This is a genomic window from Mycobacterium sp. OAE908, assembly GCF_017872775.1.
Lineage (GTDB): Bacteria > Actinomycetota > Actinomycetes > Mycobacteriales > Mycobacteriaceae > Mycobacterium.
In genome coordinates, this window is sequence record NZ_JAGGJL010000002.1 from 469,914 (window position 1) to 484,776 (window position 14,863).

16 protein-coding genes and 1 pseudogene are annotated in these 14,863 nt (G+C 66.2%); 5 read left to right on the forward strand and 12 right to left on the reverse strand.

Annotation, left to right across the window (positions count from 1 at the left end; all coding sequences use genetic code 11):
* The first annotated feature begins 140 nt into the window (after positions 1–140).
* From rplU to J3E61_RS27420, 4 genes are all read left to right on the forward strand, one after another.
* The gene (rplU, locus tag J3E61_RS27405) at positions 141–452 is read left to right on the forward strand and encodes a 50S ribosomal protein L21 (protein ID WP_192723409.1); all 312 of its coding nucleotides are present in this window, start codon (positions 141–143) and stop codon (positions 450–452) included.
* Positions 453–463: 11 nt separating this feature from the next.
* The gene (gene rpmA, locus J3E61_RS27410) at positions 464–730 is read left to right on the forward strand and encodes a 50S ribosomal protein L27 (protein WP_192723408.1); all 267 of its coding nucleotides are present in this window, start codon (positions 464–466) and stop codon (positions 728–730) included.
* An 83-nt stretch (positions 731–813) separates the two neighbouring features.
* Positions 814–2,253, forward strand: coding sequence for a GTPase ObgE (obgE, locus tag J3E61_RS27415; RefSeq protein ID WP_210086012.1), 1,440 nt, complete (start codon positions 814–816; stop codon positions 2,251–2,253).
* The gene (locus J3E61_RS27420; RefSeq protein WP_210086013.1) at positions 2,250–3,353 is read left to right on the forward strand and encodes a glutamate 5-kinase; all 1,104 of its coding nucleotides are present in this window, start codon (positions 2,250–2,252) and stop codon (positions 3,351–3,353) included. Before obgE ends, J3E61_RS27420 begins: the two co-directional genes overlap by 4 nt.
* 15 nt (positions 3,354–3,368) lie before the next feature.
* On the opposite strand, the gene J3E61_RS27425 is transcribed toward J3E61_RS27420, so the two are convergent.
* The 6 genes and pseudogenes from J3E61_RS27425 to J3E61_RS27450 all read right to left on the reverse strand — a co-directional run bounded on the left by J3E61_RS27425 (position 3,369) and on the right by J3E61_RS27450 (position 9,049).
* Positions 3,369–4,034, reverse strand: a complete 666-nt coding sequence (locus J3E61_RS27425; RefSeq protein WP_210086014.1) for a hypothetical protein — start codon at positions 4,032–4,034, stop codon at positions 3,369–3,371.
* Positions 4,035–4,871, reverse strand: a complete 837-nt coding sequence (locus tag J3E61_RS27430) for an NAD-dependent protein deacetylase (RefSeq protein ID WP_210086015.1) — start codon at positions 4,869–4,871, stop codon at positions 4,035–4,037.
* Positions 4,872–4,891: 20 nt separating this feature from the next.
* Positions 4,892–5,449 (reverse strand): Hsp20/alpha crystallin family protein, encoded by a 558-nt coding sequence (locus J3E61_RS27435; RefSeq protein ID WP_210086716.1) that lies wholly within the window; start codon positions 5,447–5,449, stop codon positions 4,892–4,894.
* A gap of 105 nt (positions 5,450–5,554) precedes the next feature.
* Positions 5,555–6,034, reverse strand: a complete 480-nt coding sequence (locus J3E61_RS27440; protein WP_210086016.1) for a hypothetical protein — start codon at positions 6,032–6,034, stop codon at positions 5,555–5,557.
* Position 6,035: 1 nt separating this feature from the next.
* Positions 6,036–8,474: pseudogene (locus tag J3E61_RS27445) on the reverse strand (nitrate reductase).
* 35 nt (positions 8,475–8,509) lie between these two features.
* Positions 8,510–9,049, reverse strand: a complete 540-nt coding sequence (locus J3E61_RS27450; protein ID WP_210086017.1) for a cysteine hydrolase — start codon at positions 9,047–9,049, stop codon at positions 8,510–8,512.
* Between the two features lie 43 nt (positions 9,050–9,092).
* On the opposite strand from J3E61_RS27450, the gene J3E61_RS27455 reads away from it, so the two are divergent.
* Positions 9,093–11,135, forward strand: a complete 2,043-nt coding sequence (locus J3E61_RS27455) for an NAD(+) synthase (protein WP_210086018.1) — start codon at positions 9,093–9,095, stop codon at positions 11,133–11,135.
* Here J3E61_RS27455 and J3E61_RS27460 read toward each other — a convergent pair.
* The 6 genes from J3E61_RS27460 to J3E61_RS27485 all read right to left on the reverse strand — a co-directional run bounded on the left by J3E61_RS27460 (position 11,132) and on the right by J3E61_RS27485 (position 14,843).
* Positions 11,132–11,356 carry a hypothetical protein gene (locus tag J3E61_RS27460; protein ID WP_210086019.1) on the reverse strand — a complete coding sequence of 75 codons (225 nt, stop codon included), beginning with the start codon at positions 11,354–11,356 and terminating at the stop codon, positions 11,132–11,134. The two genes, J3E61_RS27455 and J3E61_RS27460, sit on opposite strands and share 4 nt — an antisense overlap.
* Before the next feature lie 120 nt (positions 11,357–11,476).
* A complete protein-coding gene (locus J3E61_RS27465; protein ID WP_210086020.1) occupies positions 11,477–12,016 on the reverse strand; it encodes a YbhB/YbcL family Raf kinase inhibitor-like protein in 540 nt (179 codons plus the stop codon).
* Positions 12,017–12,146: 130 nt separating this feature from the next.
* Positions 12,147–12,752 (reverse strand): cation transporter, encoded by a 606-nt coding sequence (locus J3E61_RS27470; RefSeq protein ID WP_210086717.1) that lies wholly within the window; start codon positions 12,750–12,752, stop codon positions 12,147–12,149.
* Positions 12,749–13,054 carry a metalloregulator ArsR/SmtB family transcription factor gene (locus J3E61_RS27475; RefSeq protein ID WP_192723396.1) on the reverse strand — a complete coding sequence of 102 codons (306 nt, stop codon included), beginning with the start codon at positions 13,052–13,054 and terminating at the stop codon, positions 12,749–12,751. The genes J3E61_RS27470 and J3E61_RS27475 overlap by 4 nt, the downstream gene beginning before the upstream one ends.
* A gap of 89 nt (positions 13,055–13,143) precedes the next feature.
* Positions 13,144–13,965, reverse strand: a complete 822-nt coding sequence (locus J3E61_RS27480) for an enoyl-CoA hydratase/isomerase family protein (protein ID WP_192723395.1) — start codon at positions 13,963–13,965, stop codon at positions 13,144–13,146.
* Complete coding sequence (locus tag J3E61_RS27485; RefSeq protein WP_210086021.1) at positions 13,962–14,843, reverse strand: ribokinase; 882 nt, start codon at positions 14,841–14,843, stop codon at positions 13,962–13,964. Before J3E61_RS27485 ends, J3E61_RS27480 begins: the two co-directional genes overlap by 4 nt.
* Positions 14,844–14,863 lie beyond the last annotated feature (20 nt).

Genomic DNA, 14,863 nt, shown 5'->3' on the forward strand with positions numbered 1-14,863 from the left:
GCGGGCCTCACGTACCCTGGACCAGTTGTCTTTCGGCTGACGCCGACGACAGCGGGCCCTACGCGGCTCCGCACCCGAGACCCGCGAGCGCACCAACAGGTAGCGCGCAGTCAAGTGAACGACCTAGGAGTGATAGCACGATGGCGACGTACGCAATCGTCAAGACCGGCGGCAAGCAGTACAAGGTTGCCGTCGGCGACGTGGTCAAGGTCGAGAAGCTCGACTCGGAGCCTGGTGCCAGCGTCTCGCTGCCTGTCGCCCTCGTTGTCGACGGCTCGAAGGTCACCGCCGACGCCAAGGCGCTGGAGAAGGTGGCCGTCGCCGCAGAGGTGCTCGAGCACACCAAGGGCCCCAAGATCCGCATCCACAAGTTCAAGAACAAGACCGGCTATCACAAGCGGCAAGGTCACCGTCAGCCGCTGACGGTCCTCAAGGTCACCGGCATCAAGTAGGAGGCGACGAAATGGCACACAAAAAGGGCGCTTCCAGCTCACGTAACGGTCGCGACTCAGCCGCCCAGCGGCTGGGCGTCAAGCGGTTCGGCGGCCAGATCGTCAAGGCCGGCGAGATCATCGTCCGCCAGCGCGGCACCCACTTCCATCCCGGCGTGAATGTCGGTCGCGGCGGGGACGACACCCTGTTCGCGACGGCCCCCGGCGCCGTGACGTTCGGCACCAAGCGTGGCCGCAAGACGGTCAGCGTGGTGCGACCGTCCGCCCCACAGGCTTAGTTTCCGCGTCGAGATCGACGCTTTGGCGCGGGACTCTCGTAATTTCCCGCCCAAACGTCCATTTCGGCTAAGGAGGCACCGCAATGCCGCGCTTCGTAGACCGCGTCGTCATCCACGCGCGAGCGGGCAACGGCGGTAACGGTTGCGCCTCAGTCCACCGGGAGAAGTTCAAACCACTCGGCGGACCCGACGGCGGCAACGGCGGTCGCGGCGGCAGCATCGTCCTGGTCGTAGATCCGCAGGTGCACACCCTGCTCGATTTTCACTTCCACCCGAACGTCGTCGCTCCCTCCGGTAAGCAGGGTACCGGCAGCAACCGCGACGGCGCCGCAGGTACCGATCTCGAGGTCAAGGTGCCCGACGGCACCGTCGTCCTCGACGAGAACGGCAGGATGGTCGCCGACCTCGTCGGCGCCGGCACCCGTTTCGAAGCCGCTGCTGGCGGGCGCGGTGGGCTGGGCAACGCAGCCCTGGCGTCGCGGGCTCGGAAGGCACCCGGCTTCGCGCTGCTCGGCGAAAAGGGCCAGGAGCGCGATCTCACGCTGGAGCTGAAGACGGTCGCCGACGTCGGCCTCGTCGGGTTTCCGTCGGCGGGTAAGTCGTCACTGGTTTCGACCATCTCTGCCGCCAAGCCGAAGGTCGCCGACTACCCGTTCACCACGCTGACGCCCAATCTGGGTGTGGTGTCGGCGGGGGAGCACACCTTCACCGTCGCCGATGTGCCGGGCCTGATCCCCGGCGCGTCCGAGGGCCGCGGTCTCGGTCTCGACTTCCTTCGGCACATCGAGCGCTGCGCGGTGCTGGTACATGTGGTGGACTGCGCGACGCTGGAACCGGGCCGTGACCCGATCTCCGACATCGAGGCGCTGGAAGCCGAACTGGCCGCGTATACGCCGACACTGCAAGGAGATACGACGCTTGGCGATCTGGCTGAGCGGCCACGCGCGGTGGTGTTGAACAAGATCGACGTGCCCGACGCGAGAGAACTGGCCGACTTCGTCCGCGACGAGATCGCCCGCCGCTTCGGCTGGCCGGTGTTCGAGGTCTCGACCGTGTCTCGAGAAGGACTGCGGCCGTTGATATTCGCGCTGTGGGACATGGTCGCGGCGTACCGCGCCGCGCAGCCGCCGATCGTTCCGCGCCGTCCGGTGATCCGGCCGATCGCCGTGGACGAGAGCGGCTTCACCGTCGAGCCCGCCGGCCAGGGCGGCTTCGTGGTGCGGGGGACCCGACCCGAACGGTGGGTCAACCAAACCGATTTCAACAACGACGAGGCCGTCGGCTATCTCGGCGACCGGCTGGCCCGGCTCGGTGTCGAGGACGAGCTGCTGCGCCTTGGCGCCAAGCCCGGCTGCGCGGTGACCATCGGCGACATGACATTCGACTGGGAGCCGCAGACACCGGCGGGCGTCGACGTCACGTTGTCCGGCCGCGGCACCGACTCGCGACTGGAACAGACCGACCGCGTCGGCGCCGACGAGCGCAAGGCCGCGCGGCGCCAACGTCGAGAGCATCAAGAATGACGAGCCCGCATCGCGAGGCGGTCCGCACCGCGCGCAGCGTCGTCATCAAGGTCGGCACCACCGCGTTGACCACGCCTTCGGGGGTGTTCGACGCGGGCAGGCTGGCCGTGTTGGCCGATGCCATCGAGGGGCGCATGAAAGCAGGCTCCGATGTGGTGATCGTGTCGTCGGGCTCGATCGCCGCGGGCATCGAACCGCTGCGGCTTTCCAAACGCCCGACGGATCTAGCCACCAAGCAGGCCGCCGCCAGCGTCGGGCAGGTGGCTCTGGTGAACTCGTGGAGCACGGCGTTCGCCCGCTACCACCGCACGGTCGGCCAAGTGCTGCTGACCGCACACGACATCTCGCGACGGGTGTCGCACACCAACGCCCAGCGCACGCTGGACCGGCTGCGCGCGCTGCACGCGGTCGCGGTCGTCAACGAGAACGACACCGTCGCCACCAACGAGATCCGGTTCGGCGACAACGACCGGCTTTCGGCGTTGGTCGCCCATCTGGTGGGCGCAGATGCATTGGTGCTGCTGTCGGATATCGACGGCCTCTACGATTCGGACCCGCGAAAAGGCAACGCCCGCTTCATCTCTGAAGTCTCCGGATCCGACGATCTCGACGGCGTGGTGGCAGGCAGCGGCAGCCATCTGGGCACCGGCGGGATGGCGTCGAAACTGTCGTCGGCGCTGCTGGCCGCCGACGCCGGCGTGCCGGTGCTGTTGGCCGCAGCGGCTGATGTCGGCACCGCGTTGGCCGACGCGTCGGTGGGCACCGTGTTCGCGCCGCGGTCCGAACGCATGTCGGCGCGCAGGTTCTGGGTCCGCTACGCCGCCGAGTCGGCAGGCGCACTGACGCTCGACGATGGAGCGGTGCGTGCCGTTGTGCGGCAACGTCGTTCGCTGCTGCCGGCGGGCATCACAGCGCTTTCGGGCCGGTTCTACGGCGGCGACGTCGTGGAGCTGCGGTCACAGGACGCGACGATGGTGGCTCGCGGCGTGGTGGCCTACGACCACAGCGAGCTGGCGACCATGCTGGGCCGCTCGACGTCGGACCTGCCAGCCGAAATGCGCCGTCCCGCAGTGCACGCCGACGATCTGGTTGCCGTCTAAAGTGATTTCGGCGCGCTAACCGTCGCTGAGCGACCGTATCCGCGCCGAAATCGCACCGAGCATCGACTTGATCTGCTCGGCGCGGTGGTCGGCGTCGGTCATCACGTCGTCGTCGGCCGGACAGATCGTGACCCCGTGTGCCTGCGCGGTCGCCTCGAAACACTGACGAACCGCGGGGTCGGCAAGCACGACAGCGGCGAGCATCCCCGGCGACAGTTCGCGTGTCCCAAGAAGACCGTGATAGTGCACCTCGGCGGGTATCCGGATCTCCATCGCCCCACCCTCGAGTTGCTGCTTGGCCGCGGCGAGCAGCAGCGTCAGCGCCCCGCGTGAAATCGCCTGGATCACCTTGCCGCGGAACGGGAACCACGGCAACGGCAGCTTGTCCGCCTGCTTGTCCACACCACCGGTGAACAGATATTCGATGAGGCTGCGCGTGCGAATCTCGGTGACGTCCGACCACTTGACGTCGTCGCCGTCGAACTCGACGCCTTCTTCGCTGATCGCCACGCCGCCGAAATGGTTCAGCTTGCGGGCCAGCCAGTGCAGCTTGTCCGGTGTCAGCGGATGATCGGCCACCATGTCGCCGATGCCAAGGGCCCACCGCCCGGCGACCGGCCCAGGCTCGGGTCGCCTGCGTTCCAGCAGCGACTGCAGCCAGGAGGCGTCGTCGTCGGTCATCTACGCCGAATTCGCAATCGCGGGAAGCTCATCGGCCAACAGGGAAAGCATCTCCGAGCAACCGGTTTCGACCTTCACCGTCGCCAGATCGTCGCCGCGCGTGCGGCCGCGGTTGATGATCGCGATCGGCATGTCCAGCGCGGCGGCGTGCCGGACGAACCGATACCCCGAATACACTGTCAGCGACGACCCGGCGACGAGCAACGCCTCGGCGTCATCGATAAGCGAATATGCTTCGTCCACACGGTCTTTCGGCACATTCTCGCCAAAGTAGACGATGTCGGGCTTGAGCATGCCCCCGCACTCTTGGCAGTCGATGATCGCGAACGATGTGGTGTCGCCGACCACGGCGTCGGCGTCGGGCGCCACCGCGATGCCGCCAACGGCCTCCGCCCGCTCGAGAAAGCCGGGATTAGCGGCATCCAACCTCTCGGCCAGCGTCGCGCGTGGCATGGTGTGCCCACAATCCAGGCAGACCACCTGGGCGTAGGTGCCGTGCAGGTTGATCACCGTGCGGCTGCCTGCTTTGGTGTGCAGCAGGTCGACGTTCTGGGTGATCACGCCGGAGACCACGCCGGCGTGTTCAAGTTCGGCCAGTGCGCGGTGACCGGCGTTGGGCAGCGTCTCGTCCATGTGTCGCCAGCCGACGTGGTTGCGCGCCCAGTACCGCTGCCGAAACACCGGATCGGAGGTGAACTGGCGAATCGTCATCGGATTGCTCGGCGGCGAGTCCGGGCCCCGGTAGTCCGGGATGCCCGAATCCGTCGACATCCCTGCGCCGGTGAGCACCGCGACACGGCGTCCGTCCAGCAGGGCGACGAGTTCCGGTGCTTCCACGCTTTCCAGGTTAATGCAGCTCAGCCAACCGGCTGGTGTTGCTCCTCGTCAGCGCCGTGCTCGGCCTCATCGAACTCGGGCTTTTCATCGTCGTCGTAGTCCTCGTCTTCTTCGTCTTCGTCGACGAGGATCGTCTCGATGACCTCGACGCGCTTCTCGGCCGGGTGGTCCTCTGACAGCGGCACCGTCACGGTCAGGATGCCGCGGTCATAGGTGGCGTTGATGTCGTCTTCGTCGGCTCCCACGGGCAATGCCACGGTCCGCGCGAACGTGCCGTACGAGAACTCGGAGCGCCCGTTGGACTCGCCGGCCCGGGTGCGCTCGGCCCTGATCGTGAGCCGGCCGTCGTGCACGGTGACCTCGATGTCGTCGGTGGGGTCGACGCCGGGTAGCTCGGCGCGCACCTCGTATGACCCGTCCTTGGTCTCATCCTCCAGACGCATCGGCTTGCCGTCGAAGAAAGACCGCAGGCTCGCCAGGCCTGCGAAGGCAGGAAAGCTTGATAAGCCGTTGAGCAATTGGGGCAGCTCCGGCAGCAGCGGGCGCGACTGACGTTGAACAGCAAGCTGATTCACGATTCCTCCAGGGTTGGGCGGTCTGATTCACGATGCCCGACGCAACCAAAATCGACGGATCGTCTGCTATTCGCTCGGGCGAACTGCAGACCAACAGAATTCGGCGCCTCAGTTGGTCAGCGTTTGCGGAGCCAGTTCCTTGAGCATGGCGTTGGCCCATCGCATTTGCCGCAGTGACTGCGGATGGCAGCGCTGCGTGAGCGCCAGCAGATCGTCGTCCTTAGCCGCTTGCGCGCCCTGTGCCACCAGTTCCCAGTCGACCGACACGCCCGCCGCCAGCCGGTGCAGTCTGCGAAGATCGGCCAGCAACAGCAGGGCCGGTTCAGGTCGGCGGCCCACCCGGTCACTGATCCACTCCTGTGCGGAATCGGCAATCGCGGTCGTCCGGGGATGTCGACGCAGCCGGAGGCCGTACTTCTCCCCGAGTTCGGCTATCAACGTCGCGTGCTCACGAGACCAGTGCGCCAAGTCGAGCGCCACATGGTAAATACCGTGGTCGTTGTGATGGCGCGCTGCGATGGCATCCAGGCTTCGAGCCAGCCTGACTTCCGACCGGTGCAGCTCCCGCAGTGCAAGCCCGAGCTTCACCTCACCCTCCCACCGTCGACTCGGTGACGCCGACATCCGGACCGCCGACGGTCTGCTGAACGGCGTCGCTGACCGGTCGTGAAGCCGTGGTGGTCGGTGCGGGAGCCGGTCCGGAGCCCTCGGCTATCCGGCGCAGTTGTGCTGCAGCAGTTTTGAAGATTGGTTGCTTGGAAGCGGGGTCCCAGTCGGTGATCGTCAACTCGTTCGCTGCACGATGGTGGCTGGCCGCATCGTGCTCGTCCCAGTACCCGTAATGGAACGGCAGGAACAGGACCCCGTCGCGGATCCCACTGATTCGCGCCTTGGCAGTGACCGAACCGCGGGCGGTTGTCACCTCGACCACATCGCCCTCGCCGATGCGCAGCCGCGAAGCGTCGGACTCGGACACTTCCACCCAGACCTCGGGAGCGGCGTGCTGCAGTTGCGGTGACCGGCCGGTCTTGGTTCGCGTGTGGAACTGATACAGCGTGCGTCCCGTGGTCAACACGAACGGGTGGTTGCCGCTCGGCTGTTCGTGCGGTGCAACATATTCGGCTGCCTTGATGATGGCCTTGCCATCGGGGTTCATCGCCCGTTACTCGGTTGGCTCTAGTGGCGCTCCCGTGATCAGGTCCTTGCCGTAGGCCTCGCAGTAGTCGGGCCGGGCCCAGAACTTCCCGTCGGCATACAGCCGCTCTGTGCCGTCGGGATGTTCGTCATTGCAAGGCCATTGGATTCCCGCAGAGCCACGCAGCTTGTCGTAGGTCAACCCGGTGTAGTCGCATGGCCGACCCGCGCTGCATTTCTTCCATGCCTCGAACGCCGATTCGTAGTCCTCCCAAGGCGGCATGGGGTTGCCGTCCTTGTCGCGAAAGTCCATGCGCCGCGCGTAGTCGATGAAGATGTCGAGGTCGGGGCGGGCCTGTCCCGGCGGTTCGATCGCCTTCTCGGAGAGATGAACGGTTCGGTCTGCATTGGTGAATGTTCCGGTCTTTTCGCCCCACGCTGCTGCGGGCAGCACGACGTCGGCAAGTTCGGCGGTTTCGGTACGGAAGATGTCCTGCACGATAAGGAAGAGCCTGTCTTGGGCGAGAATGCTTCGTACCCTGGCCAATTCGGGCAGCGACACCGCAGGGTTGGTGGCGCTGACCCACAGCAGACGCAGTGTGCCTTGTTCGGCGTAGCGGAACATCTGCATGGCGTGGGTCGGGGGCGCGTAGTGCGGTATCTGCTTCTGCTCGATGTTCCATAACTTGGCGAGCTCGGCAATGTGATTGTCGTTGGACCAGTTACGGAAGCCGGCGAGGTCACCATCCGCCCCGCATTCTCGGGTGTTCTCGGCGGTGGGCTGACCATTCATCTGGAGAAGTCCGCAACCGGGGCGGCCGAGCATGCCGCGCAGAATGTGAATGTTGTTGACCTGCACCGCCGCCGCGGTGGCCTGGTTGGACTGGTAGAAGCCCTGCAATACGGTGGACAGCAATGCCGTGGCGGTGCCGATCAGCCTGGCCGCCTCCCGGATATCGGCGGCAGGCACGCGACAGATCCGGTGGGCCCGCTCCGGCGGGAACTCGGCCACTCGCTTGCGAAGCTCTTCGAAGCCGACGGCGTGCGCGGCGACGTAATCGTGATCGACCCAGTCGTTGGCGATTATTTCGTGCAGCAGCGCATTCATCAGCGCGACGTTGGTACCCGGCAGGGGCGCCAGATGGACGGTGGCGTGCCGCGCTACCGGTGTCTGTCGCGGATCGACGCACACCAGCGCCGGCGGATTGTCGCCTTCCAGCCGGTCTAACATCCGCATCCACAGCACGGTCTGCGTTTCTGCGACGTTGTGGCCGAACAACGCGATCACGTCGGCATGGTCGACGTCGGTGTAGGAGCCGGGCTGCCCGTCGCACCCGAAGGACTCCTTCAGCGCTTCGGCGGCGGTGGCCGTACAGAGCCTGGTGTTGCCGTCGACGTGGTTGGTGCCGATCGCACCGTGGGCGATCACTCCCAGGCTGTAGTACTCCTCGCTGAACAGCTGGCCGGAGGTGTAGAAGCCGACTGCGCTTGGTCCGACGTCGTCGAGCAGTTTTCTGCTGTGCCGCACGATCGCGTCCATCGCGGTGTCCCAGTCGGTTTCGACGAGCTCACCATGGCGGCGGATCAGCGGTGTGGTCAGCCGGTCGGGAGAGGCGTTGGCCTGCCAGCCGTAGAGATCTTTGGGATCGAGCCGACCGTGGTTGACGCGGTCGTCGGCGCGGCCCCGGACGCCGACGATGCGGCCGGCCTTGACCGCGATGTCGAGCCCGTCGCCGTTGGAGTGCAGCACCGCCGCCGACTGGACCCATTCTTCGACGTCGTCCTCGGCAACCCCGTTGTCCAGAAACGTGTCCACGCGAGTGGGCCACGTTTGGCCTCGTCCGTAAGGCGTTCGGCCACCCCACGGCTCGGCGATGCGATCGCGCTGCTCCACGCCGAGCGCCTACCCGCCATGAGCAGGCCAAAACCTCAATCCAGGCACTTCTCCGCGGGCACGATCTCGGCATGCATGTTCTTGTGCATCATCGTCAGCGCGGCGTCGCTGAGTTCGGGATCGATGTGCGCGACGGCGTCCGGCGGGATGACCACATCGAAGTGCCGCACGTAGGCGTCTAGCGCGGTGTAGAGGATGCACTGCTCGGTGACCTGACCTGTCAGGATCAGCTTTTTCGCCTCGAGCCTGGTCAACAGATAGTCCAGCGAGCTCGCATAAAAGGCGCTGTGCCGCACTTTCAGCAGCCGCTGACAGCTTTCCGGCGGCGCGATCGGCGATACCAGCTCAGGTCGCTCGCCGTGCAGTGCAGCCTCGACGAGATCGTCGAACTCGGCGGTGAAGTCCCCGTAGTTGTCGTTGACGTAAATCAAATCGACGTCGTCGCGGTCACGCGTCCGCGAAATCAGCCCGGCCAGCGGGTCGACGATATCTCCGACACTGCTTGCGAGGACATCCGCGTCCTCGTGTTGATACGTGTTCAGCATGTCGATGACCAGCACCGCGACGTCACTCATGGCGTGTTGCATACCCCGATACGTTTTCGGGCAACAATTAGGCATGGACTTTTACTCGGCATATCACCAGGGGTTTGTTCGGGTGGCCGCGTGCACGCATCACACGGCCATCGCTGACCCCGCCGCGAACGCCGAGTCGGTGCTGCGGGTCGCCAGAGCCTGCCACGACGAAAGCGTGGCGCTGGCCGTCTACCCGGAGCTGACTCTGTCGGGCTATTCGATCGAGGACATCCTGCTGCAGGACACCCTGCTCGATGCCGTCGAAGACGCGCTGCTCGATGTCGTGGTGGCCTCGGCCGAACTGATGCCGGTGTTGGTGGTCGGCGCACCGCTGCGCTATCAGCACCGGATCTACAACACCGCGGTGGTGATCCACCGCGGGCGGGTGCTGGGCGTCGTGCCGAAGTCCTACCTGCCGACTTACCGCGAGTTCTACGAGCGGCGCCAGGTGGCGGCGGGCGACCTGGTGCGCGGTGCGATGCGGATCGGCAACGCCGACGTGCCGTTCGGTCCCGATCTGTTGTTCACCGCGACCGACCTACCGGGTTTCGTGCTGCATGTCGAGATCTGTGAGGACATGTTCGTGCCGATTCCGCCAAGCGCCCAGGCCGCTCTTGCGGGCGCGACGGTGTTGGCGAACCTTTCGGGCAGCCCGATCACCATCGGGCGCGCCGAAGACCGTTGCCTGCTGGCCCGATCCGCGTCGTCGCGGTGCCTGGCTGCGTACGTCTACGCCGCGGCGGGGGAGGGCGAGTCCACCACCGACCTGGCCTGGGACGGCCAGACGATGGTGTGGGAGAACGGAGTGTGCCTGGCGCAGTCGGAGCGATTCCCGTTGGGGGACAGGTACTCTGTGGCCGACGTGGACCTGGATCTGCTGCGCTCCGAGCGGCTGCGAATGGGCACCTTCGACGACAACCGCATCCACCACGGGATCACAACGGACTCTTTCCGTCGAGTCGAGTTCAAACTCGACCCGCCGGCAGGTGACATCGGGCTGCGTCGCGAGGTCGAGCGGTTCCCGTTCGTTCCCGCGGATCCCTCACGGCTGGAACAGGATTGCTACGAGGCCTACAACATTCAGGTCGCCGGATTGGAGCAGCGGCTGCGCGCATTGGATTATCCGAAGGTCGTGCTCGGTCTCTCGGGTGGGCTGGACTCCACGCATGCGCTGATCGTCGCCGCCCGCGCGATGGACCGGGAAGACCGGCCGCGCAGCGACATTCTGGCGTTCACATTGCCCGGGTTCGCGACGGGCGATCGCACCAAGAGCAACGCGATCCGGCTTGCCGAGGCGTTGGGCGTGACGTTCGAAACCATCGACATCAAGGCCACCGCGGAGCTGATGCTCAAGGAGATGGATCATCCGTTCGCCCGCGGCGAAAAGGTTTACGACGTCACATTCGAAAACGTGCAGGCGGGTTTGCGCACCGACTATCTGTTCCGGCTGGCCAATCAGCGCGGCGGCATCGTGCTGGGCACCGGCGACCTGTCCGAGCTCGCGCTGGGCTGGTCCACATACGGTGTGGGCGACCAGATGTCGCACTACAACGTCAACGGCGGTGTGCCCAAGACCCTGATCCAGCATCTGATCCGCTGGGTGATCTCGTCGAATCAGTTCGACGATGCGGTCAACGAGGTGCTGCAGTCCGTGCTCGACACCGAGATCAGCCCCGAACTGGTTCCGAGCGGCGAGGATGAGGAGATCCAAAGCAGCGAGTCCAAGGTGGGACCCTATGTGCTGCAGGATTTTTCGCTGTTTCAGGTGCTGCGATTCGGTTTCCGGCCGTCCAAGGTCGCGTTCCTGGCGTGGCATGCGTGGAGCGACGCTGAGCGCGGCGACTGGCCGGTCGGGTTCCCGGACAACAAGCGGCCCGCCTACTCGCTGAAGGAGATTCGGCACTGGCTGCAGGTGTTTGCGCAGCGGTTCTACTCGTTTGCGCAATTCAAGCGCTCGGCCATGCCGAACGGGCCGAAGGTGTCCCACGGCGGATCACTGTCGCCGCGCGGAGACTGGCGGGCACCGTCGGACATGTCGGCGCGGATCTGGCTCGAGGAGATCGAACGCGAAGTCCCCGAGGACTAGCTCGGTCGTGGCGCTGCCAGGCTGCCGACCATGGCCAGTACCGACACCTGGAGTGCACCTAGCAACACAAGCGGCCATACGACGCTCGCCGCAAGCGAAACCGCCGCTGCCGCGTTGGAAGTGGGCGGATCGTCGTCCGTCGCGCCGGCAGCACCTGTGAACATCGCCCAAAACGTGACGATGCCGCACAGCGCGTACAGCAAGAGCACCAGGTCAGTCATGGCGCTGCGCCACTTGGTTCATGCTCCTACCTTCTGCCAGGGCGTATCGGCAGGAGCAGAGGCTAAGGTCCCGAGACTGAGTGCCTGTCGGCCTCCATCACGTCTGCGACCAGGCGGCGGTCAGCGCTCGTAAGTGCCCGTCAGCACGCCGCGCGCGACGACATGGCCGGCCATCGCGGTCAGAAGTGCCTTGTTGTCGGCGACATCATCGCCGATCGGTTGGTCAACTGCGAACAGCAGGAACCGGTAATGATGCGGCCCGTGACCGGGGATCGGCGCCGGCCCGACGTAGGTGTCACCGAACGCCTTGATCAACCGAACGCCGGCGGTGCCGGGCTTGAGTTCACCCTCACCGAGCCCACCAAGACCTGACTCCAGCACCGCGGTGGTGTGCATCAAGGGCTTCGGCATCGGCACGTCGAGGTCGTCCATGATCAGCACCAGTTGCTTGGCCTCGGGTGGAACGCCGGTCCACTGCAGCGCAGGAGACACGTTGTCGCCCACACCTTTTCCGGCGTACTTCTGCGGGATCGCGCCGCCATCGGTGAACGCGGGGCTGGTGACCTCGATCGTGGCGGCACCGGAGTAGTCCGGGCCGGACAGTGGACTGCGGGCTTCGCCCGCGCGGAAACGGCGGAGCAGCTTTCCTAGCAACGGCATGCCCGGCAGTCTAGACGCGGCCGACTCCTGGCACGAAGCGGCCGATGTGGGCGAGATAGTCGCGGTCGCTGATCCAAACTGCGCCAACCGAATCCGAGCGCTCCGAAGACAGTGAAGAGCGTTAATGACATCACTGGCAGCATGGGTCACCTCTCCACGCGTTGATTCCTTCTCGTACGGCGATAGCGGCGATACCAAGAGCGGCGATCGGGTCCGCCCACGACCATCCCCAGAGGCTGTTGAGCACCAGGCCTGCCAGCAGGACTGCGGATAGGTATGTGCACAGCAGCGTCTGCTTGGAATCGGCGACGGCAGACAACGAACCGAGCTCGCGGCCGGTACGGCGCTGCGTCAGCGACAGCACCGGCATGATGACGAGGCTCGCCGTCGCAAGGGCGATGCCGATCGCTGACGGCCGCGCCTCACCGACGCCAAGGAGCGACAGGATCGCGTCGACCGAGACATAGGCGGCGAGCGCGAAGAACGAGAATGCGATGAAGCGCAGCGCGGCCTTCTCCCGCGTCTCGGGGTCCTTGGCCGAGAACTGCCACGCTACGGCTGCCGCGGAGGAGATCTCGACAACCGAGTCGAGGCCGAAGCCGATCAGCGCCGACGACGACACCCGCGTGCCCTCCGCCAACGCGACGATCGCCTCGAGCACGTTGTAGGTGATGGTCGCGGTGACCAGCAGCCGGATCCGGCGCTGCAGCGTGGTGCGACGCGTCTCGAGCATCAGCAGGAGCAGGTCGGGTCGACGGCGAGCACCAGGCCAACCAGATCGTCGAGCGCGTGCGCGATTCGCTTGTCGGCCAGCTCATAGCGGCTGCGCCTGCCTTCCGGCTGCGCCACTACCAGCCCGCAGCCGCGCAGGCACGCCAGGTGGTTCGACAGGATCTGCCGCGACACCCCGATCTTCTCGGCCAGCTCCGACGGATAGCCCGGCCCCTCGCGCAGCGTCAGCAGGATCTCGGTGCGCGTCGCGTCGGACAGTGCGTAACCGAACCGCGCAAGGGCATCGCGCTGCATCACGGTCTGCATACGCCAGACAGTACAGCAGAATCTGTACTATTCCCAGCGACTTGTGCACGAAAATCCGCGCTCATCGCGTGAAACCGTGCACAAATCGCTCAGAGGCGGCCGTCGATCCGCAGGTCGGGGTGCACCCAGTCCGGCGAACGCCGTTCCTTGAACGCGCGGAAGCCTTCCAAGGCCTCTGGCGACGAATAGCTGGCCTGCATGCCGATCCGGTCGAACAGCCCCATGTAACTGTCCAGGCTCGACTTCACCACGCCGCGCGCCGCCGGCGCGGTCCTGCAGCACTGGCCGAGTACCTCGCGGGCCGCATCGAGCAACGAGTCATGCGGCACCACCCGCGTGACCATGCCCCACTCCGCAGCCTCGGCCGCACTCAACGTCCGCCCGGTGAACATCAGGTCCCGTGTGCGCACCGGCCCGATCAGCCGCGCCAGCATGTGGCTGTAGTAAGTGTCGGCGATGCCGCGCAACAACTCCGGCACCCGGAACGTCGCCCGGTCGCTGACCACCGCCATGTCGCTGCACAGCGCGATCTGCAAGCCCCCGCCCTGACACAACCCGTTGACCGCGGACACCACCGGCTTCACCGACTGCCGCAGCACCTCGAACGGCGTCACGTCCATACCCAACGCGGAGCCGAACGTCAGCCAGTTGTCCGAGCCGTCGCCGCCGCCCAAGTCGCCGCCGGGCGCGAACACGTCACCGGTGCCGGTGATGATCAGGCCGGCCAGGTCCGGGTCGGCGTCGACGTGCCGCACGGCGTAGCGGATGCCGAAATACATCGCGGGCGTCATCGCATTACGCGCCTCGGGCCGGTCCAGCGTGCACACGCCGAACGCGCCCTCCCTGGTGAAGCGCAGATACGGCGTGCCGAGCCAGTCGCCCTCCGGTGGACGTGGCGTGGTTGTCGTCATATCTGCCTTTCGCCCGCCCTGCGGTTGACCACCGCGTCATCGATGGCCTCTGCGTATGGCGCGCAGTCGCCTGCTCCTGGAACCAGTGTCGACAGCGCACCCGCCGCGCAGGCCCGGCGCAGCGCATCCTCATGCCCTTGCAGCCAGCCGGCGGCCAGCACTCCGGCGAAAACATCTCCCGCGCCGGTGGTGTCGACGGCCTCGACCGCTGGGGCGGGCACGTCGAACCGCTCGTCCTGGCCGAGGTAGCTCGCGCCGCGCGCGCCGCGGGTGATCACCAGATGCGGTACGGGCCAATGCCATTCACGCGCCTCGGCTTCGTTGACGATGACGACGTCGGCCAACTCGGAAAGCGCAAGCAACCGGTGGGGTGCGGCGCCGGCAGGCGACGCGTTGAGCATCACCACCGCGTCGGCGGCCCGCGCGACTCCCGCGGCGGCGATAGCCGTCGCGATCGGGATCTCCAACTGCAGCAGCACCACGTCGCTGTCGGTGATCACCGCGCGCACGTCGCCGGACGTCACGGTCAGATGGGCGTTCGCGCCTGGCGCCACGACGATCGTGTTCTCGGCTGCGGCGTCGACGATGATCACCGCCGAGCCGCTGGGCCCGGGCAGGGTGACTAGGCCGTCCAGCCCGATCTCGTTGTCGCGAAGGTGAGCGCGCAGCTGATCGGCGGCCGTATCGCTGCCGAGCGCCGCAACCAGCTGCACCTCCGCGCCGGCACGGGCCGCGGCCACCGCCTGATTGGCGCCCTTGCCGCCCGGTGCCGACGACAGCGACGACGCGAGGACGGTCTGGCCGGGCCTCGGCAGCGAATCGACGGTGAAAGTGAGGTCGGCATTGACACTGCCCACTACGCAGACCCGCGCGACCATAACTGTCAACGCTAACGCAG